This window comes from Flavobacterium resistens, from assembly GCF_900182645.1.
Lineage (GTDB): Bacteria > Bacteroidota > Bacteroidia > Flavobacteriales > Flavobacteriaceae > Flavobacterium > Flavobacterium resistens.
Genome location: NZ_FXTA01000002.1, coordinates 589,530 through 616,058, shown reverse-complemented (window position 1 = coordinate 616,058; position 26,529 = coordinate 589,530). Strand labels below are relative to the sequence as shown.

Annotated in this window: 22 protein-coding genes; 11 read left to right on the top strand and 11 right to left on the bottom strand. The window is 33.4% G+C overall.

Features of this window, described 5'->3' with window-relative positions; translation table 11 throughout:
- Positions 1-37 precede the first annotated feature (37 nt).
- Complete coding sequence (gene metK / locus FN795_RS08760) at positions 38-1,288, top strand: methionine adenosyltransferase (protein ID WP_035645622.1); 1,251 nt, start codon at positions 38-40, stop codon at positions 1,286-1,288.
- A 71-nt stretch (positions 1,289-1,359) separates the two neighbouring features.
- On the opposite strand, the gene FN795_RS08755 is transcribed toward metK, so the two are convergent.
- From FN795_RS08755 to FN795_RS08740, 4 genes are all read right to left on the bottom strand, one after another.
- Positions 1,360-2,826, bottom strand: a complete 1,467-nt coding sequence (locus FN795_RS08755) for a M28 family metallopeptidase (protein ID WP_142450265.1) — start codon at positions 2,824-2,826, stop codon at positions 1,360-1,362.
- A 145-nt stretch (positions 2,827-2,971) separates the two neighbouring features.
- Entirely contained in the window at positions 2,972-5,221 is a 2,250-nt protein-coding gene (locus FN795_RS08750; protein WP_142450264.1) for a hypothetical protein, read from the bottom strand.
- A gap of 92 nt (positions 5,222-5,313) precedes the next feature.
- Positions 5,314-8,001 (bottom strand): carboxypeptidase-like regulatory domain-containing protein, encoded by a 2,688-nt coding sequence (locus tag FN795_RS08745; protein ID WP_142450263.1) that lies wholly within the window; start codon positions 7,999-8,001, stop codon positions 5,314-5,316.
- A gap of 30 nt (positions 8,002-8,031) precedes the next feature.
- Positions 8,032-8,946, bottom strand: a complete 915-nt coding sequence (locus tag FN795_RS08740) for a GLPGLI family protein (RefSeq protein WP_142450262.1) — start codon at positions 8,944-8,946, stop codon at positions 8,032-8,034.
- A 235-nt stretch (positions 8,947-9,181) separates the two neighbouring features.
- Here FN795_RS08740 and FN795_RS08735 point away from each other — a divergent pair, with 235 nt between their 5' ends.
- Positions 9,182-9,997 (top strand): hypothetical protein, encoded by an 816-nt coding sequence (locus tag FN795_RS08735; RefSeq protein WP_142450261.1) that lies wholly within the window; start codon positions 9,182-9,184, stop codon positions 9,995-9,997.
- Complete coding sequence (locus tag FN795_RS08730) at positions 9,997-10,611, top strand: deoxynucleoside kinase (protein WP_035645628.1); 615 nt, start codon at positions 9,997-9,999, stop codon at positions 10,609-10,611. Before FN795_RS08735 ends, FN795_RS08730 begins: the two co-directional genes overlap by 1 nt.
- Positions 10,612-10,729: 118 nt before the next feature.
- Here FN795_RS08730 and FN795_RS08725 read toward each other — a convergent pair whose 3' ends face one another.
- The 5 genes from FN795_RS08725 to FN795_RS08705 all read right to left on the bottom strand — a co-directional run bounded on the left by FN795_RS08725 (position 10,730) and on the right by FN795_RS08705 (position 18,316).
- A complete protein-coding gene (locus tag FN795_RS08725; protein WP_142450260.1) occupies positions 10,730-13,282 on the bottom strand; it encodes a sodium-translocating pyrophosphatase in 2,553 nt (850 codons plus the stop codon).
- A gap of 112 nt (positions 13,283-13,394) precedes the next feature.
- A complete protein-coding gene (locus tag FN795_RS08720) occupies positions 13,395-13,925 on the bottom strand; it encodes an inorganic diphosphatase (RefSeq protein ID WP_035645638.1) in 531 nt (176 codons plus the stop codon).
- Between the two features lie 111 nt (positions 13,926-14,036).
- Positions 14,037-14,636, bottom strand: a complete 600-nt coding sequence (locus FN795_RS08715) for a DNA-3-methyladenine glycosylase family protein (RefSeq protein WP_142450259.1) — start codon at positions 14,634-14,636, stop codon at positions 14,037-14,039.
- 133 nt (positions 14,637-14,769) lie between these two features.
- A complete protein-coding gene (locus FN795_RS08710) occupies positions 14,770-17,274 on the bottom strand; it encodes a DUF5686 family protein (RefSeq protein WP_154275310.1) in 2,505 nt (834 codons plus the stop codon).
- Positions 17,275-17,338: 64 nt separating this feature from the next.
- On the bottom strand, positions 17,339-18,316 hold the full coding sequence (locus FN795_RS08705) for a pyruvate dehydrogenase complex E1 component subunit beta (protein ID WP_142450258.1): 978 nt from the start codon (positions 18,314-18,316) through the stop codon (positions 17,339-17,341).
- 492 nt (positions 18,317-18,808) lie between these two features.
- Between FN795_RS08705 and FN795_RS08700 the strand changes: the two genes are divergently transcribed.
- The 4 genes from FN795_RS08700 to FN795_RS08685 all read left to right on the top strand — a co-directional run bounded on the left by FN795_RS08700 (position 18,809) and on the right by FN795_RS08685 (position 22,340).
- Entirely contained in the window at positions 18,809-19,555 is a 747-nt protein-coding gene (locus tag FN795_RS08700) for an electron transfer flavoprotein subunit beta/FixA family protein (RefSeq protein WP_035645648.1), read from the top strand.
- A 74-nt stretch (positions 19,556-19,629) separates the two neighbouring features.
- Positions 19,630-20,598 (top strand): electron transfer flavoprotein subunit alpha/FixB family protein, encoded by a 969-nt coding sequence (locus FN795_RS08695; RefSeq protein WP_142450257.1) that lies wholly within the window; start codon positions 19,630-19,632, stop codon positions 20,596-20,598.
- Positions 20,599-20,760: 162 nt separating this feature from the next.
- Positions 20,761-21,384 (top strand): bifunctional nuclease family protein, encoded by a 624-nt coding sequence (locus FN795_RS08690; RefSeq protein ID WP_012023551.1) that lies wholly within the window; start codon positions 20,761-20,763, stop codon positions 21,382-21,384.
- 104 nt (positions 21,385-21,488) lie between these two features.
- Positions 21,489-22,340 carry a thymidylate synthase gene (locus FN795_RS08685; protein ID WP_142450256.1) on the top strand — a complete coding sequence of 284 codons (852 nt, stop codon included), beginning with the start codon at positions 21,489-21,491 and terminating at the stop codon, positions 22,338-22,340.
- Positions 22,341-22,378: 38 nt separating this feature from the next.
- On the opposite strand, the gene FN795_RS08680 is transcribed toward FN795_RS08685, so the two are convergent.
- Positions 22,379-22,675 carry an isoamylase early set domain-containing protein gene (locus tag FN795_RS08680; RefSeq protein WP_142450255.1) on the bottom strand — a complete coding sequence of 99 codons (297 nt, stop codon included), beginning with the start codon at positions 22,673-22,675 and terminating at the stop codon, positions 22,379-22,381.
- A 245-nt stretch (positions 22,676-22,920) separates the two neighbouring features.
- Here FN795_RS08680 and FN795_RS08675 point away from each other — a divergent pair, with 245 nt between their 5' ends.
- From FN795_RS08675 to porT, 4 genes are all read left to right on the top strand, one after another.
- The gene (locus tag FN795_RS08675) at positions 22,921-23,259 is read left to right on the top strand and encodes a 2TM domain-containing protein (protein ID WP_035645659.1); all 339 of its coding nucleotides are present in this window, start codon (positions 22,921-22,923) and stop codon (positions 23,257-23,259) included.
- 18 nt (positions 23,260-23,277) lie between these two features.
- Positions 23,278-23,760: a dihydrofolate reductase gene (locus FN795_RS08670; protein ID WP_142450254.1), complete on the top strand. Its 483-nt coding sequence runs from the start codon at positions 23,278-23,280 to the stop codon at positions 23,758-23,760.
- 585 nt (positions 23,761-24,345) lie between these two features.
- On the top strand, positions 24,346-25,077 hold the full coding sequence (gene ubiE / locus FN795_RS08665; RefSeq protein ID WP_142450253.1) for a bifunctional demethylmenaquinone methyltransferase/2-methoxy-6-polyprenyl-1,4-benzoquinol methylase UbiE: 732 nt from the start codon (positions 24,346-24,348) through the stop codon (positions 25,075-25,077).
- Between the two features lies 1 nt (position 25,078).
- Positions 25,079-25,786: a type IX secretion/gliding motility protein PorT/SprT gene (gene porT / locus FN795_RS08660; protein ID WP_142450252.1), complete on the top strand. Its 708-nt coding sequence runs from the start codon at positions 25,079-25,081 to the stop codon at positions 25,784-25,786.
- Positions 25,787-25,795: 9 nt separating this feature from the next.
- On the opposite strand, the gene FN795_RS08655 is transcribed toward porT, so the two are convergent.
- Positions 25,796-26,524 (bottom strand): TrmH family RNA methyltransferase, encoded by a 729-nt coding sequence (locus FN795_RS08655; protein ID WP_142450251.1) that lies wholly within the window; start codon positions 26,522-26,524, stop codon positions 25,796-25,798.
- Positions 26,525-26,529 lie beyond the last annotated feature (5 nt).

Below are 26,529 nucleotides of genomic sequence, written 5' to 3'. Positions count from 1 at the left end.
TTATTTTCCTCGCTTAATTTTAATTTAATACATTATTATGGCTTATTTATTTACGTCAGAATCTGTTAGTGAAGGGCATCCAGACAAAGTTGCAGATCAAATTTCGGATGCATTAATTGACAACTTTTTGGCATTTGACGCTGATTCAAAAGTAGCTTGTGAAACATTAGTTACAACAGGTCAGGTTATTTTAGCAGGTGAAGTAAAATCGAATACTTATCTTGATGTTCAGCAAATTGCACGTGAGGTAATCCGTAAAATTGGATATACTAAAAGTGAATATATGTTTGAAGCGAATTCTTGTGGAATTCTTTCAGCAATTCACGAGCAGTCTGCAGACATTAATCAAGGTGTTGACAGAGCTAAGCCAGAAGAACAAGGTGCAGGAGATCAGGGAATGATGTTTGGTTACGCTACAAACGAAACGGAAAACTTCATGCCATTGGCACTTGATTTATCTCACAAATTATTACAAGAGTTAGCTATTTTAAGACGCGAAAACAAAGAAATCACGTACTTACGTCCAGATGCTAAATCTCAGGTAACTTTAGAATACAGCGACGATAACAAACCAACTCGTATTGATGCGATTGTTATCTCAACTCAACATGATGATTTTGATGAAGAAGCTACAATGTTAGCTAAAATCAAAAAAGATATTATCGAAATTCTTATTCCTAGAATTATCGCTAAAAACCCAGAACACGCGCATTTATTCAACGATAAAATCAACTACCATATTAATCCAACAGGGAAATTCGTTATTGGAGGACCTCACGGAGATACTGGTTTAACAGGAAGAAAAATCATTGTTGATACTTACGGTGGAAAAGGTGCTCACGGTGGTGGTGCATTCTCTGGAAAAGATCCAAGTAAAGTAGATAGAAGTGCTGCTTATGCAACGCGTCATATCGCTAAAAACTTAGTTGCTGCAGGTGTTGCTGATGAAATCTTAGTTCAGGTTTCTTACGCTATTGGAGTTGCTGAGCCAATGGGTATTTTCATTGAAACTTACGGAACTTCTAAAGTAAACTTAACTAACGGTGAAATCGCTAAAAAAGTAGAAGCTATCTTTGATATGCGTCCTTATTTTATCGAGCAACGTTTGAAATTAAGAAACCCAATTTATAGCGAAACTGCTGCTTACGGACACATGGGACGTAAACCAGAAACGGTTACTAAAACTTTCTCTGCTCCAGGTGGAAATGAAAAAACAGTTACTGTTGAATTGTTTACATGGGAAAAACTTGATTTTGTTGACCAAGTTAAAGCTGCATTTGGATTGTAATTCAATCTAAATCTTAAACATAAAAAAACCCGATTTCAATTTGAAATCGGGTTTTTTATTTTATTATGAACTTATCTTTCTAATTGTACATTTGGCAATGTTTTCGGGCGATTAGCATCATTTGACAAAATCCAGCCTGTGCGGTACATCCATTCTGTCATTTTGCGAAGTTTTACGTAATCAATATTTTCAGATTCATCCATTGGCGTGTGATATTGACTGTGCAGTACACTTGTAAAGAAAACCGCAGGAATCCCTTTTCTCGCATAAGGCAAATGATCGGAACGGAAGTAAAAATACTCTGGATGTTCTGGTCTGTCCCAAAGTTTGTCCAAATCAAATTTCGGTCCTTCATCATTTGCTTTTTTAGCAATTGCTACCAAATCAGATGAATTTTCATGAGGAGAACTCGAACCCAGCAATGCTGCCTGATTTACATTGTTTCTTCCAATCATATCACCGTTTAAAACTGCTACAATATCTTTTTCTGGAACTGTCGGATGCGCTGCATACCATCTCGATCCTAACAAACCACGCTCTTCAGAACCATGAAATACAAATAAAGCGGTTCTTTTCCCTGGCTGCTTTTTATAAGCTCTTGCAATTGCCAACATCGCTACACAAGTACTTGCATTATCATCGGCTCCGTTATAAATTGAATCTTGTCCGTATTTTTGACGTACGCCGTCATGATCTTGATGTCCACTGAAAAGCACATATTCATTTTTTAACTTAGGATCTGTTCCTGCAATTGTACCCACAACATTTACTGAAGGATATTTGTATGTTTCAGAAACTACTTCAGTTGACAAAACATCTTTAGTCGTTTTTAAATATTCTAATTGATCGCCATGTACCCAAAAAACTGGCATTGTTGCTCCAATTTTATCGCGAAATCCTTCAATTCCATAAATACCTCTTGTCATTTGTGGTTCAACTTGAGACCAACTCTGTTCTGCTAATTCATCAGCAACCATAATCAATGCTACTGCACCTTTTTTTACAACAAGATCGTAGTATTTGTTTCGAACTAAACCAGGATAACGTCTGTCAAAAAGCGAAATATCATCCGCAATTCCTTCTTTTGAAGCTAATAGAACAACCGCTTTTCCTTTAATATCAGCTTTTTCTATTTCCTCTTTTGTTGCTGCTCCTAAATAAACTAATGAACCTTCAACTTTTATGTTAGTCGTTTCTGCAACCAAAACTTCTTTCCATAATTTATATTCTTTTTGGCCAATTTTAAACTTTGTATTTGGTGTTACCTGATGCCTGTACAAATCAAAAAACTGAAAATACGTTCCGTCATCTCCCGCTGGAGCCATTCCGGCTTCTTTAGCTTTATTGGCAAGCCACATTGAAACTTTTAATTCATCAAGTGTTCCAGCTTCACGACCGTTGAAGTGATCGCCAGCCATTTGATACATATCGGTTCTAAGATCTTTATCAGTTATTGCCGCAACTAATGGTTTTTTAACTGCCTGTGCAAAAGTCATTGCTCCAGAGACAAGTAAACCAAGGATCATTTTGTTTTTCATACTTTTTAATTTTATAATCCAAACTTAATCATTTCGAGGCAAAATCTTTGATTTTTTAACATCAAAAACAGCGAATAGCAATGATTAATAAACAAAAATGGCTGTCAATCAAGACAGCCATTATATTTTTCACAACTATGAAATTTTAATATGTTCCGTTTTGCATTTTCGTCAAAGTATCTTTAATATCAGCTGCTGTTTCAGGCTCTGTAACCGAATTCAAGTATTTAACTGCCAAAGTCTGTGTTTCAATCGCCTTTTGTTTCTGACCGTCTTTATAATACAATTGTGCCAAAGTATCTAAATAGTAAGGATTGTTCTTAGTCACAACTAAACTATATTCTGACCATTTAATAGCTTCTTTTAAAAAATTAGCATTTTGTGGTTGCAACACAACTGACCATGCAGCATTATTACAAAGATTTGAATGATAATCTTTAAAAGAATTCCATCCATCATAAGCATATGACGAAGATGAATCTAAAGCCGAAAACATTGAATCTAATTTTTCAATTGGGCTCGATGATACTAAATTAGAATCAAAATAGATGCTGAACTCTTTTAAGAAATCGATGTTTGAAGTGGTTGCATCTTCTGCATTATTTAAATATTGGAAATAATTGCTGTACGATTCAAAATTTCCTTTTCCTAAAGCAATTATCTTTTTATAAATCGAAATATTCTTTTCCTTATTTATATCTGAAGAAGATTTTTCCTGAGCAATATAAGTATTAGCCTGTAATGCTGAAGAAATTTCAGAAATCACATTTCCTAAATTATGAACTTCACCTTCTTTATTATTAAACGCTGAACGATTCTCTTCAATTTTATCAGCATGCTTTAAAATGTAATCGATAGAAAGAAAGTCAGTATCATTCAAAACTCTTTCTTCATTAAAAAGTTGCTTCGTAAAACCTTGATTTTTGATTTCTCTTAAAATGGTTTCAACCAAATACATATCTGGTTTTGAATCTTTTTGGTGCGATTCGATCAAGTTTTTCCAAGTTTGAGCAACTTCTTTTTTATCTGATGAAATTTTGGTCAGTACAAATTCTGTAGAATTGGCAACTTCTGCTCCAGAATCTGAATCGTAATCGTATGAAATTTCTAAAACCGCTGCTCTATTAAATGCTCTGATCAAATCTGCATCCGTCGCTTTTTTATTTTTGAATGTCTTATTTATGTATACAAAAGCATTCGCACGCTGGAGTTTTTTATATAAATCACCATAATATCCAAACTGATAACTCTTGTCTGATAAATCAGATTTTGCCGATGCCAAAATATCACCGTCTCCATTTAAAACTACAATGCTTGGGTCATTTGTTATCTTATTGTTTTTAAGCCATTTTTTATCATCGGCTCCAGCTAAATAATAATTGTAAACATCATATACAGGATTATATGCATCATACATATTATAAGCTATTTGCGTTTCCTGATCTTTTACAAAAGCATCAAAACTTTCTTTTCCGACAGTTTTATTTGCATTAGAATAAAATACCAAAAATTTCAATTTAGCTTCTTTTGTCGCTGCTAATGCGCTTTTTAAATTGTTCTCTATTTTGAGTTTAAAATCATATTGCAAAGGAACTGCGGGAGGAGCTACAGAATAATCAGCTACAGCAGCGCTATCCACTACCGCGGCAGCGGGATCAAATTCTTCAATTGGAGAAATTGTTTCTTTGCCTGGATAAGTCCAATTTGAAATTATTTGACTTTCAAGAGGAATCACTTTTTTTTCCTTTACAGGTTGTGGATCTTTTTCGTTTAAAAACACCAAAGGATCTTTGCCGGCAGGCTCCGAAATTTTCAATTCATTTGTTTTTCTGTCAAAAAAACCGCCAATTTTCAAATCACCCAATGGCGCAAACTCATAAGTGACCGTGACTTCAGAAACATCTTTTGGCAAAGCATATTTACAAACGTTGCTTTTTCCATCATAATCCTCATAAACCAAATACAAATAATTTGTTTTTTCGATTTCAAATTCTAAATCAGTTTTTTCCCAATTTGGATCTGTTTTGGTTTTTATATCTGATAATCTTTGATAAACAACATCTTCACTTCCATTTTGAGTTCCCATATAAAAGGAATAATATGACGAATCTGGAAACTTGATTTTAATTTTTTTTGCCTTTTTATCGGTTGCAAAAGCAAGATTAAAATTACTTTCTGATTTTTCTTTTTGAATAAAAATTAAAGAATCTCCTTTGATTTCATAATTACCTGTATAAAAAATCAACTCATATTTATTATCGTCTAATAAATTCAGTTTGATTTTTCCGCCTTTATTTGTCGATAAATAAGTTCCTTTTTCTATTCCTTTCACTTGACAAAATGAATAGGAAATTCCTGTAATCACGAGTAATACACTCCACACAAATTTGCGCATGACTAATTTTTTTGCTGTTAATAATCTCAAGCAAAGATATTCGATTCTTATCGAAACAAGTCATTAAAATTAATGATTTAGCAATTAAAATACTACAAATTATATTTCATTGAAAAGATGATGTACCGAGGCTGGACAGTGTATTGTGAAACTCGGGTAGAAAACTGCGAAAAACTGTCATCATTCAAATAAGTTGTATTTAATATGTTCGTCGCCGAAATTTTATATTCCCATTTGCTATCCTTTTTTTGATAAACCAAACTAGCGCTCAAAAAGTCGTATTCGTTATCAACTGTTTTGTTTCCATTATAATAATGATAAAATTCATACTCTGAAACAAATGAAAAACTATTCCAAAAATAATAATCCAATCGTGCAAAAGGCTTATCTGTATAATAAGTCGAACCGCTATATTGATTAATTAAGGCATTATATCCAAGTTCTAAATTGGGCAAGTTTTTATAGTTTGTAGCTGCTTTTACAGTATAACTCTGCACAAAACTTTCTGTTGTTGCCAAAACATTATTCTGAATATTATTGAATTTTGACCAATTCAGACTTGCAGTTGCTGATGCTTTATAATTTTTCAAGAAAGAACGTCCATAACTTCCCATTCCGCTCAATGTTTCATCGGCTAAATTAGAATTGTACGGAACCGAAGATTGATTAATTCCATCAAAATTAGCTTTCGTTTTAATTGCATCTACTTTTTTAGTGTATGTCGCATTGGCAAAAATATTTTCAAAATTGAACATATTGTATTTAAAATAACGAAGCGAATGTACTTGTGAAGTTGCATTTTCCAAGAAACGATTTCCTCTGAACAAACTGCTGTAATCAGACAAAACATAACCTGCCGCCAATTGATTTATATCTGTAAAATCATTTGATAAAGAGAAATTATAAGTCAATGTTTCTGATTTTTTGATTTGATATAAAGCAAAGAAATCAGGCAGTACTTTTGTAAAACTTTGAGAATAATCGGTTCCCAGTTGTCCGTTTGTCATTTGATAAGTATGCAAACTTACTCCTGGAGTCAACGTAAATTTTCCTGTCAATATTTTATAATGAAATCCAATAAAAGCATCATTAAATCTGTAATCGACATCATTGTTGTTTTCTGCGGCATTTAAGTCATTTTTATTGCCATTATCGAGCATCTGAAAAATATGCGAATTAAAATTTTGGTATGAATATGTATTTCCCAAAGTAACATTGAAATTGCTTTTTGGCGTTACCATATAATAGTAATCCAGTTTTGCATCGAGTTTGTTTGTTTTCACAAAACGATCCTGATTCAAATCATTTCGGTTTTGTCCTGAAATATATCCGGCCAAATCAAAAGGTTGCGAACGAAGATTTGCATTATAAAACGGATTTTCGTCCTGATACAAATGTTGTGCCTCAAAAGCAAAAATGTTTTTGTCGCTTTGCGTATAATACAAGCTCAAATTCTGATTTACTGAAGTTGGATCTTGCTTTTTCTGAGTCAAGATGGTTTCAACTGCCGAAACATTATTAACAACCGATTCTCGAAGCAAATCGGTATCTTCATTTTGTTTTGACAACTTGGTTAAAATATCGTAATCGAACTGAAATTTATCACTTGGTTTGTAACTCGAACTCAATTTAAAAAGTCCCAAGTTATTTTTTTGATGCGTCATCTCATCACGTTTCTGTTGATCTCCAGAATCTAAAATTGTAGTTTGCGATTTGGTTTCTAAATCTGTTTTTGAAACTGAAAGAATTCCGAAACCGCTAATATTCCAAGCTTTTGTGGGATTGTACGAGAAATTCGTTGCGCCAAATTTAGTTTCAATTTCCTTAGCACGATTGTTTCTTAAAACCGAAATTCCTAAATCATTTGACGAAACATTAAAATTACTTCCGCCTTTTTTCATCATATTTTTGAAACCTCCGGTGAATTTAAAATAATCCTGAGCCGTAAGTGGTAATTCGCCAATATTATTAAAATTAGTAATTAAATTGATACTGTATTTTGGACTGTAATAAAATAATTTCGGATTAATTATATAACGGCTGTCGAGCTCTGCAACGCCTACGCCGGCAGTAACATCTCCAAACCAGAAATTCTTTTTACCCGATTTCAGTTTAATGTTCATGGCCACATTATCCTGATCATTTTCGAGACCTTTTAACTGACTTACTTCATTGTAATTTCTCAGGACTTGAACTTTATCAATCGCATCAGCCGGAATGTTTTTTACGCCAAGTTTAGTATCTCCGTCAAAAAAATCTTTTCCTTCAACCATTAATTTGCTGACTTTTTTTCCTTCAACTTCAATTTCTCCATCGGCATTTACCTCAACGCCGGGCAATTTTTTCAAAACATCTTCCAGCTTTTTTTCTGTTCCCGATTTAAAAGAATCGGCATTGTAAACAATTGTGTCGCCTTTTATAGAAACCGGCATTTCACGAACAATTTCAACACCTTCAAGTTCTATTCCGGCGCCGTCCATAACAATATTCTGAACAATATTTTCCGTATTGGTCGAAATCGCCATTTCTTTAGATTTCATTCCCAGATAACTTATTTTAACTGTGTAAGAAGTATTTGGTTTCAAAGTCAGCTGAAATTTTCCTTTATCATTCGTAATTCCGTACGAATCCATTGCTTTTGTGCCGTTATTTACAGCCATGATATTAGCCATTTCCAACGGATTTTTTTGTTCGTCCTGAATAACGCCGTCAAAGCGGACACTTTGCGCAAAAGATATCGAGGTCATTAAAAAAATGACAAAAAAAAGTATATTTTTCATGGAGAAAATCTAAAAGATGAAATACAAAAATTATCGTCTGATCATTACCGGACCACCTCCTGGACCACCTTCACGACCGCGGTTCATTTCTCTAAACTCTTCCATTTTTTTGATTACGGTTTCGTCATAATCTTTCTGAGAAATAGTTTTTCCTTTTGTAGGCGCTTTTATTTCGACTTTATCTTTGGCATTCAAAACAATTTTAGAACATAAAATAGTTGTTCTTCCGTCATTTACTTCCAAAATCAAACCAGGCAGACCCCAATAATTTTCTGGCCCTTGGTTAACTGGAATTTCCGGAGAATACCACGCTGTTATAATAATTTCTTTAGGAATTTCGAAGTTATCCTGAAAGTTCGTTTTAGTTTCACCTGAAGTTTTCTTTGCGTCATCTTTTTTCTCTTCCGGTTTTTTATCATCAACATTTTTTGGTCTGAAATTTCTAAAATCAGTTTTACTTGCTTCTTTCACCGCTGTTGCTTTGTAACAAGTATAACCGCCAATTTGTTTGGTTTCAGATTCCATTTTCCAATTTAATTTTGGCAAAGAATCAATCACTAAAAATTCTTTCCCCATAAACTCTTTGTCAACCGTATACGATTTACTTTTTACATTTTTATAAAAAGTTCCTCCGCCTCCCATGAAGGAATTCATCATAATACGCATTCCTCCTCCTTGTTGTCCGGGAGTTTCTAGTTTTTCTTCTTCTTTATAAATTGAAGCCGATTTGTCAAAATTTAAAATAAAGGTTTTTTCGAGCATTTTTTTCATTCGCTCTTCCATGTTTTTTTGCATTTCAGGCGTAATGTCTCTATTGGCACGCATTCCGTCCATTTTTGGTGCCTGCGTTTTTGACTCATAAACAGCCATTCCCTGAAAATCCTTTTGCGCTTGCATTTGAGTAAATACAAGCATCAAAGACATATAAAAAATCACTTTTTTCATTTTCATTTTATTTAAAATTGAGCAAATCGGATAAACTTACATTCAAATGTATTATTATTTTTAAAATAGTAAAAATATAATATATCAATGCTTTTAAGACATAGACAGAACACGCTATTTTTTAGACTATTACAACTAAAAAAGGTTTAAACAGTAAATTCTCCAAAATTTGCTGTTTTTAGACTTTTTATCGTAAGGTTTTTTGTAATTTGGCTCGACCGAAACCCAAAAAATCATGACTAAAACAGCAATAAATATTTTATTTTTCCTTTTAATTGCTGCTTTTCCGACTCTTCTTTCGGCACAAAATCCCAAGATAAATGCCATCCAAATTTCACATGCAAATAATACTGCTGATGAATATTTAGGCCAAGATTCATTCGGATTTAATTACCAAATCAGTAATAATGTTTTCAGTAAATTTAAAGGAAGTGAAGTTTTTGAATACAAAAATGTTTCTTTAGGAAGAATCACAAAAACTGACTTGCAAAATCCGCTGAAAATAGTTTTGTATTATGAAGATTTCAACACCGTGGTTTTACTTGACAATCAGCTGAACAAAATTACCGAAATCAATTTTTCATTAAATGCAACTCCAATTGTCGTGAGTGCCATCGGAATGTCGACTCAAAATCAATTATGGATTTACAATGCCCTTAATCAGCAAATTGGGTTGTTTGATTATTTAAAAAATGAATACAAAACAGTTTCTATTCCATTGACAGAACCTATAAAACATTATCAGACAGATTTCAACACTTTTTATTGGATCGATAAAAAAAACAATTGGTTTTCCTGTGATATTTTCGGAAAAATCACAAGTCTGGGAAATGTTTCGGATTTTGATAAAATCGAAATAATTGATGCTCAAAAGTACATTTTCAGCAAAGGTAATGAGTTGTATTTAAGAGACATTAGTAAAGAGAAAACATCCATTATTTCTCAAATTGAAATTTTAGAAAAATCGTTTGACAATTTCTATTACAAAGACCAAATTTTATCTATTTTTACAGCTAAAGAAATTGTAAATTATAAAATCGTAACACCGTAATGCACATAGCAATAGCAGGAAATATAGGCGCAGGAAAAACCACCTTGACCAAATTATTAGCCAAACACTTTAAATGGGAACCTCATTATGAAGATGTGGTTGATAATCCGTATTTAGACGATTTTTATCACCAAATGGAACGTTGGTCATTTAATTTACAAATCTATTTCTTAAATAGCCGTTTCCGTCAGGTGCTGCAAATCCGCGAAAGCGGTAAAAAAATCATTCAGGACAGAACGATTTATGAAGATGCCTATATTTTTGCTCCCAATTTATATTCAATGGGTTTGATGACGAGCCGTGATTTTGAAAACTATACTTCTCTATTCGAATTGATGGAATCTTTAGTAAAAGCTCCGGATTTATTGATTTATTTAAGAAGCTCTATTCCAAATCTTGTTGGGCAAATTCACAAACGCGGACGCGAATACGAAAACTCGATTTCGATTGATTATTTAAGCCGTTTGAACGAAAGATATGAAGCCTGGATTCAGACTTATACTAAAGGAAAACTATTAATTATTGACGTTGACAATATTAATTTTGTTGATAATCCCGAAGATTTAGGAAACATTATTAATAGAATTGATGCTGAATTGAATGGTTTGTTTTAAAAACAGATTTCATAGATTTATACGAAATACAAAATGCCTCTAAAAAATTTTTAGAGGCATTTTTGTTTCTAAAAGCTTTGTCAAAGTTTAAAACTTTGACAAAGCTATCAAGTTATACTTATTTTACAGCGTCAATCTTAGCTTTCACTTCTTCTTCCGTTCCTTCATAAACTTCAGTTGTAGTTTTACCATTTTCGGTTTTAGTTACGGTTCCGGTAGTTTTTCCGTTTATATTTTTCAGTTCAACACGAACAGATTTTTTCTCGTATTTGCTTGTATCAAAACAATCTGTTTTTTGGTGAACAAATTTTCCGTTTGCGTCATAATGCGCTAAGCATTTTGCAGTTTCTTCTGCTGTGCAACCTTTTTCTTTGCACATTTTAGCACATTCTTCTTTAGTCATTGTTGATAAATCACCGCATTTAGAAACTCCTCCTGCATGCATTTCCATTTTAACACAACAAGAAGCTTTTTCTGCCATTCCCGAAGATGAATGTCCTTCACCTAAAATTGGCGCAACAACTAGTCCAATCAAACAAGTCAATTTGATTAAAATGTTCATTGATGGTCCAGAAGTATCTTTAAACGGATCTCCAACTGTATCTCCAGTTACTGCAGCTTTATGCGCATCAGAACCTTTATACGTCATTTCGCCGTTGATCATAACTCCAGCTTCAAAAGATTTTTTAGCATTGTCCCAAGCACCTCCGGCATTGTTTTGGAAAACTGCCCAAAGAACTCCAGAAACTGTAACTCCAGCCATATATCCACCTAACATTTCAGCTATTAATTGATTGTTATCTGAATAAACCAATTTTCCTAAAAGTACGATTGCAATTGGAAATCCAATCGTTAAAATTCCTGGAAGCATCATTTCACGCAACGCGGCTTTTGTCGAAATTTCAACACATTTTCCGTATTCCGGTTTTCCGGTTCCTTCCATAATTCCTGGAATTTCTTTGAATTGACGACGCACTTCATAAACCATATCCATTGCTGCTTTTCCAACTGAATTCATTGCTAAAGCTGAGAAAACCACCGGAATCATTCCGCCGACAAATAACATTGCTAAAACTGGTGCTTTGAAAATGTTAATTCCATCAATTCCTGTAAACGTTACATATGCAGCAAATAAAGCAAGTGAAGTCAAAGCTGCAGAAGCAATTGCAAATCCTTTTCCAGTTGCAGCAGTTGTGTTTCCAACTGAGTCTAAAATATCGGTTCTTGTACGAACTTCTTTTGGCAATTCACTCATTTCAGCGATTCCTCCGGCATTATCAGAAATTGGTCCGAAAGCATCAATTGCTAATTGCATTGCCGTTGTAGCCATCATTGCTGAAGCCGCTAATGCAACTCCATAAAATCCTGCCAAAGCATACGAAATCCAGATGGCGCCTGCAAATAATAAAACTGTTGGAAAAGTAGAAATCATTCCGGTTGCAAGACCTGCAATTACGTTTGTTCCCGCTCCTGTTGAAGATTTTTGAACAATTGCCATAACTGGTTTTGTCCCTAATCCTGTATAATATTCTGTTACTGATGAAATTGCGCCACCAACAACTAATCCTACTAATGTAGCATAGAAAACACGCATTGAAGAAATTTGCTGTGAACCTTCTCCAAAAAATTCCATTGTCATAACTTCCGGCAACATGTGCTGCACCAAGAAATAACAAGCAATCGCAGTAAATCCAATCGAAACCCAGTTTCCTATATTTAATGCTTTTTGAACTTGAGCTTCTTTAGCATTATCATCTGAAATTTTCACTAACATTGTTCCGATAATCGAAAACAAAATTCCGAAACCAGCTATCGACATTGGAAGCAAAATTGGGCCAATTCCGCCGAAAGCATCATTAATACTTCCGCCCATATCTTTTATAACATAATTCCCTAGAACCATTGCAGCTAACACTGTCGCAACATAAGATCCGAATAAATCAGCTCCCATACCTGCAACGTCACCAACATTATCTCCTACGTTATCTGCAATTGTTGCTGGATTACGAGGATCATCTTCTGGAATTCCAGCTTCAACTTTACCAACTAAATCGGCACCAACGTCAGCTGCTTTAGTGTAAATTCCACCTCCAACTCTCGCAAAAAGCGCAATTGATTCTGCTCCTAATGAAAATCCTGCTAAAGTTTCTAAAACAACAGTCATTGTCTCAGTATCTTTCCAAACTCCGCCAGATAATAAATTAAAGAAAATTATAAAGAAGGCTGTTAAGCCTAAAACTGCTAATCCTGCAACACCAAGTCCCATTACGGTTCCTCCACCAAAAGAAACTTTTAAAGCTTGCGGCAAACTTGTACGTGCTGCCTGTGTCGTTCTAACGTTTGTTTTGGTTGCGATTTTCATTCCTATATTTCCTGCATAAGCTGAAAATAACGCTCCAAAAATGAATGCAATTACTATAAATAAATGTGTTTTTACTCCCGGAATAAAAGTAATTCCTGCCAAGGCTAAACTTGCAATAATTACAAAAATGGTTAATAGTTTATATTCGGCTTTTAGGAAGGCTAAGGCTCCTTCGTAGATGTAATCTGAAATCTCTTTCATCTTACCGTCTCCGGCATCTTGTTTTAAAACCCAAGTCCTTTTTATTCCCATGAAAAGTAATCCTAAAACTGCCATAACTATTGGCAGGTAAATCATAAATGCATTCATAATATTTTAATGGTTTTGGTTAATAGTCAACAATCTAACTAAAACGAATTTAAACAAAAAAGCAATACTCCTAACGGAGTATTGCTTTTTTTATAAAATATGAATGCTAAAATTATTTAATGCTAAATAATCCCTCTGGTTTATTTTCAATATCATCAAAACGCTTCGTGCACTCAGCAATAATTGCATAAGCTTCGTTTACGTCTCCCCATCCTTCAACATCAACTTTTTTGTTTTCAAGATCTTTATAAACTTGGAAGAAATGCTCGATTTCTTTTACTAAGTGTGGGTTGATATCTGAAAGATCATTTAATGAATTCCAGATCGGATCTGAAACTGGTACACAAATAATTTTTTCGTCTGGTCCTTTGTCATCTGCCATGTGGAAAACACCAATTGGTTTAACTTCCATTACACATCCAGGGAAAGTTGGTTCGTTTACTAAAACCAATACATCAAGAGGATCTCCGTCAAGTGCTAAAGTTTCTGGAATAAATCCATAATCAGCTGGGTACATCATTGAAGAGAATAACATTCTGTCGAAACGCATTCTTTTGATCTCAAAATCGTACTCGTATTTATTTCTGCTTCCTCTTGGTATTTCGATTAATACATCGAAAGTCGTTAGTTTGTCTGCGGTCATTTTCGTTTTTTATTATATCTATAATTTCGGTTGCAAAAGTAACCAAACATTCTATTTTTACAATAAAAAAACAGGTTAAATTATCTGCATTATCTATTAAAAAACAAGCATTTAATAAGTAATTGTTCTATTTCGCTTTTTTAGGTAATGATGCCAAAGCAAATAGGTTGCATAAGATCTGTACGGACTCCATTGTTTGGCATGAATTTCCATCTCCTGTTTATCATGAATATTGAACAATTCTTTCATCGTATTTACGACTGCAATATCGCCAAGCGGAATCAAATCTGGCTCTTCCAAACAGAACATCAAATAAATGTCAATCGTCCAGTTTCCTATTCCTTTCAGTTTGATAAGCTCTTCCCTGACTTGTTTTGCTGATTTTGAATGCAGGCTTTCAATATCTAATTCTTTATTTAAAACGGCTTCCGCCAAAATCTTAATGTACTTTGTTTTTTGTCGGCTTACGCCAAGACTTCTAAATTCTTCATCAGACAAAACAGCCATATTTTCTGGATTACAGGTTTTATAAGCTTTGATTTTTAAAAATGTCGCTTTCGCCGAATCTACAGAAACTTGTTGTTCCAATATCAGCAATACCAAAGTCTCAAAACCCTGAGGTCGTTTCGGAATTGGAGGCAGTCCATACTTTTCGATTATTTCCTGAAATATCGGGTTTTGATTGGTTAGAAAATCGATGGCTTCTTGCATGAGTTATTTAAGTGTTTATTCAAAATTAAATAAAAAAGAATCTCGCAAAGACGCAAAGTTTTATTTCACAAAAAAAGTCGCAAAGAATTAAACCTTTGCGACTTTGTAACTTTGAACCTTTGCAACTTAAAAATTAGAAATAGAACCCAAAAGATCCTTTTACTGCAAATTTGTTGGCATCCGGCATGTTTAAATAACTTCCTCTCCATGAGAAATCAATTCGGAAAACTTTGAAGATATTTCCAATTCCGGCATTGTATTCCCAATAAACATTCTCAGGAGCATTATAAGGCTGGCCTGAAGCATTTATGGCTCGGTTAGCATCAGAAATAGTTCCGTGAACCGCTTTTATTCCAACAAATTCTCTCCAGTTCAATTTTCGCATGAATGGAACTCTCGCGAATAATCTTCCTCCAAAATCATGATTCCACTGCAAAGTTGTGTATTGATCTGTAATGAATTCGTAAAAATTCAAATTACTGAATGTATTTTCAATAGTCCAATAGGTCTGATTTCCAGGAACAACACTCATTAACCCTAACGGAATTGTACCAAATGTTTTACCCGTTTCAAGAATAATATTTGACCTTCCTAAAGGTCCAATAATAATTGGCTGTTTGTAATAAATTTGAATTTTTTCATAAGCAAAATCACTATTCAAAACTCCCTTTAAACCATAACTAAAATTAACAAAGAAATGACTAAATGGACTATCAACTAAATCTCTCTCAACTCCAAAACCAATCGTTTTGCGATTTGGCATATATTCAAACTGAATATTGGCTTCAGACTGTGTTACCTTGCTTTCAATAACTCCGGCAGGATTTGCTGCAGAAGGTAAAGTCGTATAATAATCCAGACTAAATGTCGGAGAAGCCGATTCTAATGTTCGGTAAGAAAGTCCGGCCTGGACAATAAAATTCTTTTTAGGTTCAATCTCAAAAGAAACATTACTCAGATTAATGTTTGTTAATTTCCCATTACTGCTTGTTGTAAATAAAGCCGAAGAAGCAAAACTTCGTCCTAAAATATCGTTTGTTGTGGTTAAACTTGCCCCAATCTGCTCAATATCACGCCTATTTCCTCCAGAAATTATGATTCGATTTTTCTTGTCGATCATCCATTTTCCAGAAACTCCGTACTTAAATTTATTGTCGTTAAAACCGTAAGCTGTATAAGCTTGTATACGCCATGGATCATTTGGTCCAAAATAAGTTCGCCCGCCGGCACGTATCCTTAAACCTTCGACTTCATTATAACCAAAAGTTGAAAATATGGGTCCAAAATCGAAATTTTTAAACTCGACATAACCGCTTCCTAGTATCGAGACGAGACTGTACAACTGCTTAAATCGCTTGACCGTCTGCAGTGTATCCAACATTTTATAAATTCCGGCTTCGTCTTTATTTAATTTTTCAAAACGATTTTCATCCCAAAACTCGGGCGGTCTATCGTAAACAGCATTGTCTATAAAATTGACTTCTTCTTTATAAAACTTCTCTGGTTTTTGAATGTTGAATTTATGATTTCGATATAGAGTTGTTCGTTTTCCATAAACTCCTTTTGATTTTTCTTTCTTATTCAAAGCAAAATCAGACATCATATAATCACGCGTCAAAAGGAAAACCGAATCATTTTCTACTTCAAATTCCTGTTCGATATAAATATCTTTTACCCAGTTAATATTGGCGCTTTTTGTTACACCCATATTAATTTTTTTGATGGCAAAAGTAGAATCGTTAACCCAAAAATCTCCTTTAAAAGTCAATTCGTTCTTTCTTCTTGGGTAAAAAACAATATTATAACACCATTTTTTGTCAATATAAGCACTGTCTTTCAATACATAATTATAGACATCAATTCCGGTTTTTGAAAGTGGACTTGTAAAACTTTTATCGAAAAACTTAAGGTGATTATCGTAAATATTATAATCAGAATAAAGATCTTTTACGAAAGATAAAATTTGTTGATTTCCATTGAAACCAGACATTTTATTTCCAGTCAGATTTTCTTTTACTTTCTTTAATTTATTGTCGCCATAAACATCATATACCGATTCGTTGATGAAAATTGGCAGATACGTTTTTCCGGTAACATCAGAAGTATCAACATGTTCAAATACAAACTCCATTCCTTTGAAAAGTTTGTTCTTCATAAAAGCACTATCAATCGTGTTCATGTCGAACTCGACTTTTTCATACTTCTGCATTTGATATTGACTGAATTGATAAAGTCCGTTTTTACGTTTTCTCTCCCAAATTTTCCTCAAAATATCTAATGCCGGATTATTCTTCTTAGAAGTTTTTCCGGTATAAATTACAACTTCGTTTAGCACTTGTTCTTCAAATAAAACAATTTTGAAATTGTAATTAACTGCTTTTTCCAGAGGAACTTCCTTATCTGAAAATCCTGCTGATGTAACTAATAATGCTGTATAAGTATTAGGCGATTCCAGATAAAAACGGCCGTCTTCATTAGAAACGATTCCGGTATTAGAACCTTTGAAAACAATATTTGCAAAAGGTACTGGCTGATTTGATTTATCCAAAACAATTCCACTCACTTTTGTTTGTGCAGTTCCAAGATTCACAAAGGCGAATACAAAAAATAGGCTGAGTAAAATTATTCTTTTTATCATTTGGCAAAAAAAAACTTCATCAATTAATATGACTGATGAAGTTTTATAAGTATTGTTGATTTTTTTATTTGTACATTACTTTCTTTACTGCTTTTACTACATCACCAGCGTTTGGCAACCAGTCTTTAAGCAATACAGGAGAGTAAGGTGCAGGAGTATCAGCAGTTGTGATACGCTGAATTGGCGCATCAAGGAAATCGAAAGCCTGTTCCTGAACGATATATGTAATCTCAGAAGAAATACTTGCAAATGGCCAAGCTTCTTCAAGAATTACTAAACGGTTTGTCTTTTTAACAGAAGCCAAGATAGCGTCTTTATCCATTGGACGAACTGTTCTTAAATCGATAATCTCACAAGAAATTCCTTCTTTAGCTAATTCATCAGCAGCGATAAAAGCTTCTTTGATGATTTTTCCGAAAGAAACGATTGTTACATCTTTTCCTTCACGCTTAACATCAGCAACTCCTAATGGAATTGTATATTCTCCGTCTGGCACTTCACCTTTGTCACCGTACATTTGCTCAGATTCCATGAAAATTACCGGATCATTATCGCGAATTGCAGATTTCAAAAGTCCTTTTGCATCATATGGAGTTGAAGGCACAACAACTTTAAGACCTGGTGTATTAGCAAACCAGTTTTCTAAAGCTTGAGAGTGAGTTGCTCCTAATTGACCTGCAGAAGCAGTTGGTCCACGGAAAACGATTGGCACATTAAATTGTCCTCCAGTCATTTGACGCATTTTAGCAGCATTATTTATGATTTGATCAATACCAACTAAACAGAAGTTGAATGTCATATATTCTACAATCGGTCTGTTACCATTCATTGCAGAACCTACTGCAATTCCAGTAAAACCAAGCTCAGCAATTGGAGTATCGATTACTCTTTTTTCACCAAACTCAGCAAGCATTCCTTTTGAAGCTTTATATGCTCCGTTGTATTCTGCAACTTCTTCGCCCATTAAATATATGGATTCATCGTGACGCATTTCTTCGCTCATCGCTTCACAAATGGCCTCTCTAAATTGTATTGTTCTCATATTTATATTGTATGTTGAATTTTCTGAAGAGCAAAAATAAATATTTTAAATCACTTAAAAGCATAAATTAAATTTAAAATCACAGGAACTTTCTTCTCTTCTTCTGCTTTTAACTTTTTAAAACGTGTTGTGGTATTTACGAAATCGATATAATTGTTATTATTCTATCTGTAAAAACACTTTTTATACAAATACACTCTTATTTGTGTAATTCTGATTTTCAATCTAGGTTCTTTTAAACGTAAAAAATTAAAATCTAGTATAAATCCCGTCCGATTTTAACACTTGAACAGCTTTTCACGATTACGAAATTCCTAAGAATCAGACAAAATAGCTGAATTTTCATTTTTGAAAAACCCAAAAAGACGTGTCAAATTTCAGAATCTTCGAAAACGTAATAGTTTTTAAAAAATATTATGCATGCATAGTATATTATTCCAATTTTAATTTCTAAATTTGTCAAAGCATATTACAAATTCAAAATATATACTTATGAAAATATTGGTTTGCATCAGCCACGTGCCTGATACTACTTCAAAAATTAACTTCTCCAATGGTGATTCAGAATTTGATACCAATGGTGTACAATATGTAATAAACCCAAATGACGAATTTGGTTTAACACGTGCAATTTGGTTTCAAGAACAACAAGGAGCAACTGTAACTGTTGTGAATGTTGGAGGACCAGATACTGAGCCAACTTTACGTAAAGCATTAGCAATTGGCGCAAACGAAGCGATTCGTGTAAACGCTAATCCAACTGATGGTTTTTTCGTTGCAAAACAATTAGCAGAAGTTATTAAAAATGGTGGTTACGATCTTGTAATTGCTGGAAAAGAATCTTTAGATTATAATGGCGGAATGGTTCCTGGAATGATTGCTGGAATTTTAGGTTCCAACTTTTTAAACTCTTGTACAAGTGTTACTGTTGACGGAAACAATGTAAAAGCAGTTCGCGAAATTGACGGTGGAAAAGAAACTGTAAGCACTACGCTACCTTTAATTATTGGTGGTCAAAAAGGTCTTGTTGAAGAAAAAGATTTACGTATCCCGAACATGAGAGGAATCATGACAGCAAGAACTAAAGCTTTAACTATTCTTGAGCCAGTTGATGCTCCTGTAAATACAAAAGCAGTGAAATTTGAAAAACCAGCTCCAAAATCAGCAGTGAAATTAGTTTCTGCAGATAATTTAGACGAGTTAATCAATTTATTACACAACGAAGCGAAAGTAATCTAGTAATCAGTTTTAGTGTTCAGTTTTCAAACTTGAAACTTGAAACCTGAAACATGAAACCTCAAAACAAAAACATCATGTCAATATTAATATATGCAGAATCTGCAGAAGGAAAATTTAAAAAAGTTGCTTTCGAATTAGCTTCTTACGCTAAAAAAGTAGCTGAATCATTAGGAACAACAGTTACAGCTTTGACTGTAAACATTAGCGATGTTAGCGAATTAAGCAAATACGGAGTTGATAAAGTTTTAAAAGTAAACAACGATAAATTAGCTGGTTTTACTGCTAAAGCTTACGCCGATGTAATCAAACAAGCTGCTGAAAAAGAAGGAACAAAAGTAGTTTTACTTTCTTCTACAACAGATAGTATTTATCTTTCATCATTAGTTGCAGTAGCATTAAATGCTGGTTTTGCTTCAAATGTTGTAGGATTGCCGTTAAGCACTTCTCCTTTTCAAGTAAAAAGAAATGCTTTTTCTAACAAAGCTTTCAATATTACACAAATCGATACAGATGTAAAAGTTCTTGGTTTGGCTAAAAACTCTTACGGAATTTTCGAAAGCGCAGGAGCTGCAGCTGCAGAAGATTTCAATCCAACAATTGGAGATAATGACTTTGGTGTAAAAGTAGAATCTGTTGAAAAAGTGACTGGAAAAGTTTCTATCGCTGATGCGGATATCGTAGTTTCTGGCGGACGTGGATTGAAAGGTCCTGAAAACTGGGGATTAGTTGAAAATTTAGCCGAAGTTTTAGGTGCTGCAACTGCATGTTCTAAACCGGTTTCTGACTTAGGATGGAGACCTCACAGCGAACACGTGGGGCAAACAGGAAAACCAGTTGCAACAAACTTATACATTGCAATCGGAATTTCTGGAGCAATTCAGCATATTGCAGGGATCAACTCTTCAAAAGTAAAAGTGGTAATCAACAACGATCCTGAAGCGCCTTTCTTTAAAGTTGCTGACTACGGAATTGTTGGTGATGCATTTGAAATTGTACCTCAATTAACTGAGAAATTAAAAGCTTTTAAAGCACAACATTCTTAATCTAAGAATTCTTAATATTATAGCTGCCTAAAAACAAGATAATCGTATCTTTGTTTTAAGGCAGCTTTTTTGTTCCATATTTTTTGATTAAAATTGCACCTTTATTTTCCAATCAAAAATAGTATTAAAATGCGGCGCTAAGTGCCCTTTTTACAATCATATATGAGTCTAGTAAAATTATCCATAAAAGGAATTTCATACAGTCAAACTCAAAATGGCGCTTATGCCTTAATTTTGAATGAAGTTGATGGTGAAAGAAAATTGCCTATCGTAATTGGCGCATTTGAAGCCCAGTCGATTGCTATTGCCCTAGAAAAAGAAATAAAACCTCCTCGCCCATTAACGCACGATTTATTCAAAAATTTCGCAGAAAGATTTGATATTGTCGTAAAACAAGTAATCATTCACAAACTTGTTGATGGTGTTTTTTACTCCAGCTTAATATGCGAAAGAGATAAAATCGAAGAAATAATTGATGCCAGAACTTCAGACGCAATTGCTTTGGCATTACGTTTCAACGCACCAATTTTCACATATAAAAACATTTTGGATAAAGCCGGAATTTATTTAAAATCAAATACTGCCGATTCTGATCAGGGTTCACAGGAAATTGACGATGTACTTTCGAATCCGGAAACTTTTGGGCACGAAGAAGAAACCAATCAATCTGGAGATGTATATGCAAAACACAGCCTTCAGGAATTGAACGAACTTTTAGACCAAGCCGTTTCACAGGAAGATTACGAAAAAGCCGCTAAAATTAGAGACGAAATCTCTAGAAGATAATTTTTAGGCTATAAGCTATAAGCTTAAAGCATAATCATAAAAAAAAACAAACTTTAAGCATTAGGAAAAAGCCTAAAGCTTAAAGCCTAAAGCTTAAAGCAAAAATGAAACAATACTTAGATTTAGTAAAACACGTTTTAGAAAACGGCAACCAAAAAGGAGACAGAACCGGAACCGGAACTAAAAGCGTTTTTGGTTACCAAATGCGTTTTGATTTAAGTGAAGGTTTCCCGATGGTTACGACCAAAAAACTGCATTTAAAGTCAATTATTTATGAATTGCTTTGGTTTTTAAAAGGCGACACCAATATTAAATATCTACAAGAAAACGGAGTAAAAATCTGGGATGAATGGGCTGATTCTAACGGAGATTTAGGACCTGTTTACGGACATCAGTGGAGAAATTGGAACAGCGAAGAAATCGATCAAATCTCAGAATTGATTACCGAATTAAAAACAAATCCAAACAGTAGAAGAATGCTCGTTTCAGCATGGAATCCTTCTGTTCTTCCTGATACAAAAAAATCTTTTGAAGAAAATGTAGCAAACAACAAAGCTGCTTTGCCTCCTTGCCACGCCTTTTTCCAGTTTTATGTTTCGAGTCCCGATACTGAAAAAGGAGAAACAAAGGGCAAACTTTCTTGTCAGCTTTATCAACGCAGTGCAGATATCTTTTTAGGAGTTCCGTTTAATATTGCTTCTTATGCATTATTAACCATGATGATTGCGCAGGTATGTGATCTTGAAGCTGGAGATTTTATCCACACTTTTGGAGATGCACATATTTACAACAATCATTTTGATCAATTGGAATTACAGCTTTCGAGAGAGCCAAAACCATTACCAAAAATGATTTTAAATCCAGCGATTAAAAATATTTTTGATTTTGACTACAATGACTTTACCCTTGTCGATTATGATCCACATCCTGCCATAAAAGGAAGTGTTGCTGTATAAAAACATAAAAAATCCGCTTAAAATTTAAGCGGATTTTTTTATACTGTCACAACACTATTTTCGCTTCCGGCAAAATCATTCCATTTATAAGAATCTGCTTCAGGCTCGTTCACATAAACACCGTCAATTAAATACTTAAATTCGTAAATGGCATCTTTTACTAAGTCATAAGTAGCTTTAAAAGTTCCGTTTTTTAATTTACTCAAAGTTCCTTCTTCCGGATTCCAATTATTGAAATCTCCAACTACAGCAGCTGTACTTGCATCTTTAGCTTCGACAGAAAAGGTAACTTTTACTACTGGTTTTGTTTTGATAAATTGTTTCTTTAAAGACATAACTATTTAGTTTTTAGATTGATATACCTAAAATTACGCAAAATCAGCTGAAGTTTCAGCATCTCCATATCCGATTTACGAGAATAGCAAAAATGCTTATTTATTTTAATCATATCCATAAATTAATCCATGATAATTTTTTGATTTCAAATTCTTAACTTATTCAACAACAAATATTATAGGATCAAAATTCCTTCTTTTCAAAATAAATTTTAACTTTATAACCTCATTTCATTTAAGATCCTATGGAAAAAGAAGTACAAGAACAGTATGAATATGCCAGAAGAAGAATTAGACAAAAGAAAATCCTATATTTTCATTTTGTGCTGTTCCTGATAGGAAGTTTATTTTTATTTGTTGCTAATAGATTTTTCGGTTTTGGAGCTGGAACAAATCAAAATTGGTGTATTTGGGGAATTACGATATGGCTCTTTTTATTCATTTTACATTTTATAAAAGTCTATATTACAGATCGATTTATGAACAAAAAATGGGAAAGAGAACAAATTGACAGACTTGTTGCACTACAACAAAAAAGGATCAGTCAATTGGAATCCAAAATAAATGAGGATACTCAGAAATAATTTTTAGTTTAGAATGCCATGATTATAATGATAGCGGCTGTAGCCGAAAACAATGCCCTTGGAAAAAACAATGATTTAGTCTGGCATTTGCCAAATGATTTTAAAAGATTCAAATCGCTGACAACAAATCATCATATTATAATGGGAAGAAAAACTTTTGAAAGCTTCCCGAAACCTTTACCAAACAGAACCCACGTTATCATAACCCGACAAAATGATTACAATCCTGAAGGTTGTATCGTAGTCGACAGCATTGAAAAAGCTATTGCTGTTTGTCCTGAAAACGAAGATTCTTATATTATTGGTGGAGGCGAAATTTACAATCTTGCTTTACCATTCACTGATATTATTGAAATAACAAAAGTTCATCATACTTTTGATGCGGATACTTTCTTTCCAAAAATCAATGAAAATGAATGGCTTTTAGTAGAATCTGAAGAAAATTTTAAAGATGATAAACATCTTTATGATTATACGTACGAAACTTATATCCGTAAATAAAAAAACATCCTCTTTTGAAGGATGTTTTTTAAAAAGATTGATTTTAGATTTTGACTCTTTCGAGAAATAGTTTTGGTAAAAAAATCACAAATGTTTAAAAACATTTGAAATAACTGAATAACATAAATGTTGATTGAGAGCAAGTCTCAAAAACGCCTCTAATAACAAATACCACTAAGATATTAAAGGCAAGAAAATTAAAATTTCCAAAAACAAATTTAATCCTAAGAACGTACTTTGCACTTTAAAAAGAATGTTACTTTTAAGAGCAACATTTCAAAACTACTTACAAGAACAAATAGATTACCAGCGCAAAAAAAGCAATCATTTGATTTAAGTCATCATCTAATCAATCATCAAAATTTCATCATTTTTATCTTTGACAAAATTGGACATAAAACCAGCATTGTACAATACCCACTTTTAGTGATTTTAAAAAAATACCCGTTTTTGGTGATGCCTTAAATCAGCAAAACAAGAAGGCTTACAACAATAAAAGTCCTTCTTTTAAAACATTTGATTTACAATTTAAAAAAGCCAATTACAGTTAAGTCAGATTGTATTATATTTGCCTAAATAAAAAAAATGTCTGAAAAAATAACTCCATATAAAGACTCTTCTTTAGGGAAGAAAGAACAGGTTGCCCAAATGTTTGACAACATCTCTGGTAATTATGATAATTTGAACCGTGTCATCTCGTTTGGGATTGATGTTAAATGGCGAAAAAAAGTATTAAAAATAGTTTCTGATACTAAGCCAAAAATCATTCTTGATATTGCTACAGGAACTGGTGATCTTGCTATTTTAATGGCGCAAACCAAGGCCGAAAAAATAATTGGTTTAGATATTTCAGCCGGAATGCTTGAGGTTGGAAAAAAGAAAGTCGAAGAGAAAAATCTTTCTGGTGTTATTGATTTAGTTTTAGGCGATTCTGAAAATATTCCTTTTGAGGACAACTATTTTGATGCTATAACTGTTGGTTTTGGTGTTCGAAATTTTGAAAATTTAGAAAAAGGATTTGCTGAAATTTTAAGGGTTTTAAAACCAAATGGTGTATTCGTTATTCTAGAAACTTCAGTTCCAGATAAAACTCCATATAAACAAGGATATAAATTTTACAGCAAAAATATACTTCCTATAATCGGGAAATTATTCTCTAAAGATAACTCGGCTTATGGCTATTTATCAGAATCTGCTGCTGTTTTTCCTTACGGAGAAGCATTAAACAATATTTTGAGAAAAATTGGGTTTATAGATGTTGTGGCTATGCCTCAAACCTTTGGAGTTGCAACCATTTATTCTGCTTCTAAAAAATAGTATGAAAAAAACAGTAATCTTAATTTTATTAGTCTTATCGACAAAAGGATATTCGCAATTTGCTAAAAGCATGTTTAGCAAAGATCCTATCATTAATCTTGAAAACTGGCAAAAGCAACGCCTTTATTTTGGGTATTATTTGGGCTTCAACAGCTTTGACTTTAAATTTGACTATAAAAATGTTGTGAACCAAGATATTCAGGTAAAAAAAACTACCGGATTTAATGTTGGTGTCGTAGCAGATTTAAGATTGCAGGAATACATAAATTTGCGTTTTGAACCAGGTTTGTACTACACAAAACGTGATTTATATTATCCAAATTTTACTGCTCAAAATGACTATTTGAGAGAAGTGAACAGTACTTACATTCATTTCCCTTTATTATTGAAGTTCTCTTCGCTGCGCACAGGAAATATACGTCCGTATTTAGTTGGCGGAATGTCAACTACGCTGAATTTGTCGAGCAATTCAAAGTCTCAAGATGATAATTCGCAACAGAAATTCAGAGTAAAACCTTGGACAGCCGCTTATGAAATGGGTGTTGGTATTGATTTCTTTACAGAATATTTCATTTTTTCTCCTTCTATTAGAGGAATGTTTGGAATAACTGATGAATTAGTAAGAGACAATGATCCGAATAGCCCGTGGACAGGAAACATCGATTCTATGAAATCCCGAGCTATTTTAATAAATTTTACTTTTCACTAAAACAAATAGCTAACAATTTCGTTTAAATTCACTAAGAATAATTGCTGTTGCAGTAGCTACATTTAAACTTTCGGTTTTTTGTAACTCTCCAAATCTAGGAATTGTGAGTCGGCTTGTGACCATTTTTTCAATTTCTGCTGAAATTCCGTTGGCTTCATTACCCATGATAATGATTCCGTTTTGAGGCAAATTTGATTTATAAATGTTTTCGCCGTCCATAAAAGTTCCAAAAATTGGTAGTTTTGTTTGAGCGATAAAGTTTTTCAAATCAACATAATTAACATTTACTCTGGTTATAGATCCCATTGTAGCCTGAACCACTTTTGGGTTATAAATATCTACAGTCTCTTTAGAGCAAATAATTTGGTTGATGCCAAACCAGTCGCAAAGACGTAAAATTGTTCCCAAATTTCCAGGATCACGAATATCGTCTAAGGCTAAAATCAAACCTGAATCGATTATTTTATTTTCGGCAGGGATTTTGAATACAGCCAAACAAGAATTAGGAGTCGACAAAGCACTTATTTTCTTTAACTCCTGTTCATTAATGAGAGTTCGTTTTGAAGACTGAACTGCTTCAAAATCATTTTGCGTGGTGTACAAATGCTCTAATTCAAAATTGGATTGCAACAATTCTTGAATTACTTTTACTCCTTCAGCAAAAAATAATTGATTTGCAAAACGTTGTTTTTTTTGATGTAAGCCTGAGATAAGTTTTATTTGGTTTTTACTAACCATAAAAT

What these genes read in the sequence shown, in the direction of transcription:
- metK (WP_035645622.1), top strand. Translation starts at nt 38, where the DNA reads ATGGCTTATTTATTTACGTCAGAATCTGTTAGTGAAGGGCATCCAGAC.
- FN795_RS08755 (WP_142450265.1), bottom strand. Translation starts at nt 2,826, where the DNA reads ATGAAAAACAAAATGATCCTTGGTTTACTTGTCTCTGGAGCAATGACT.
- FN795_RS08750 (WP_142450264.1), bottom strand. Translation starts at nt 5,221, where the DNA reads ATGCGCAAATTTGTGTGGAGTGTATTACTCGTGATTACAGGAATTTCC.
- FN795_RS08745 (WP_142450263.1), bottom strand. Translation starts at nt 8,001, where the DNA reads ATGAAAAATATACTTTTTTTTGTCATTTTTTTAATGACCTCGATATCT.
- FN795_RS08740 (WP_142450262.1), bottom strand. Translation starts at nt 8,946, where the DNA reads ATGAAAAAAGTGATTTTTTATATGTCTTTGATGCTTGTATTTACTCAA.
- FN795_RS08735 (WP_142450261.1), top strand. Translation starts at nt 9,182, where the DNA reads ATGACTAAAACAGCAATAAATATTTTATTTTTCCTTTTAATTGCTGCT.
- FN795_RS08730 (WP_035645628.1), top strand. Translation starts at nt 9,997, where the DNA reads ATGCACATAGCAATAGCAGGAAATATAGGCGCAGGAAAAACCACCTTG.
- FN795_RS08725 (WP_142450260.1), bottom strand. Translation starts at nt 13,282, where the DNA reads ATGAATGCATTTATGATTTACCTGCCAATAGTTATGGCAGTTTTAGGA.
- FN795_RS08720 (WP_035645638.1), bottom strand. Translation starts at nt 13,925, where the DNA reads ATGACCGCAGACAAACTAACGACTTTCGATGTATTAATCGAAATACCA.
- FN795_RS08715 (WP_142450259.1), bottom strand. Translation starts at nt 14,636, where the DNA reads ATGCAAGAAGCCATCGATTTTCTAACCAATCAAAACCCGATATTTCAG.
- FN795_RS08710 (WP_154275310.1), bottom strand. Translation starts at nt 17,274, where the DNA reads ATGATAAAAAGAATAATTTTACTCAGCCTATTTTTTGTATTCGCCTTT.
- FN795_RS08705 (WP_142450258.1), bottom strand. Translation starts at nt 18,316, where the DNA reads ATGAGAACAATACAATTTAGAGAGGCCATTTGTGAAGCGATGAGCGAA.
- FN795_RS08700 (WP_035645648.1), top strand. Translation starts at nt 18,809, where the DNA reads ATGAAAATATTGGTTTGCATCAGCCACGTGCCTGATACTACTTCAAAA.
- FN795_RS08695 (WP_142450257.1), top strand. Translation starts at nt 19,630, where the DNA reads ATGTCAATATTAATATATGCAGAATCTGCAGAAGGAAAATTTAAAAAA.
- FN795_RS08690 (WP_012023551.1), top strand. Translation starts at nt 20,761, where the DNA reads ATGAGTCTAGTAAAATTATCCATAAAAGGAATTTCATACAGTCAAACT.
- FN795_RS08685 (WP_142450256.1), top strand. Translation starts at nt 21,489, where the DNA reads ATGAAACAATACTTAGATTTAGTAAAACACGTTTTAGAAAACGGCAAC.
- FN795_RS08680 (WP_142450255.1), bottom strand. Translation starts at nt 22,675, where the DNA reads ATGTCTTTAAAGAAACAATTTATCAAAACAAAACCAGTAGTAAAAGTT.
- FN795_RS08675 (WP_035645659.1), top strand. Translation starts at nt 22,921, where the DNA reads ATGGAAAAAGAAGTACAAGAACAGTATGAATATGCCAGAAGAAGAATT.
- FN795_RS08670 (WP_142450254.1), top strand. Translation starts at nt 23,278, where the DNA reads ATGATTATAATGATAGCGGCTGTAGCCGAAAACAATGCCCTTGGAAAA.
- ubiE (WP_142450253.1), top strand. Translation starts at nt 24,346, where the DNA reads ATGTCTGAAAAAATAACTCCATATAAAGACTCTTCTTTAGGGAAGAAA.
- porT (WP_142450252.1), top strand. Translation starts at nt 25,079, where the DNA reads ATGAAAAAAACAGTAATCTTAATTTTATTAGTCTTATCGACAAAAGGA.
- FN795_RS08655 (WP_142450251.1), bottom strand. Translation starts at nt 26,524, where the DNA reads ATGGTTAGTAAAAACCAAATAAAACTTATCTCAGGCTTACATCAAAAA.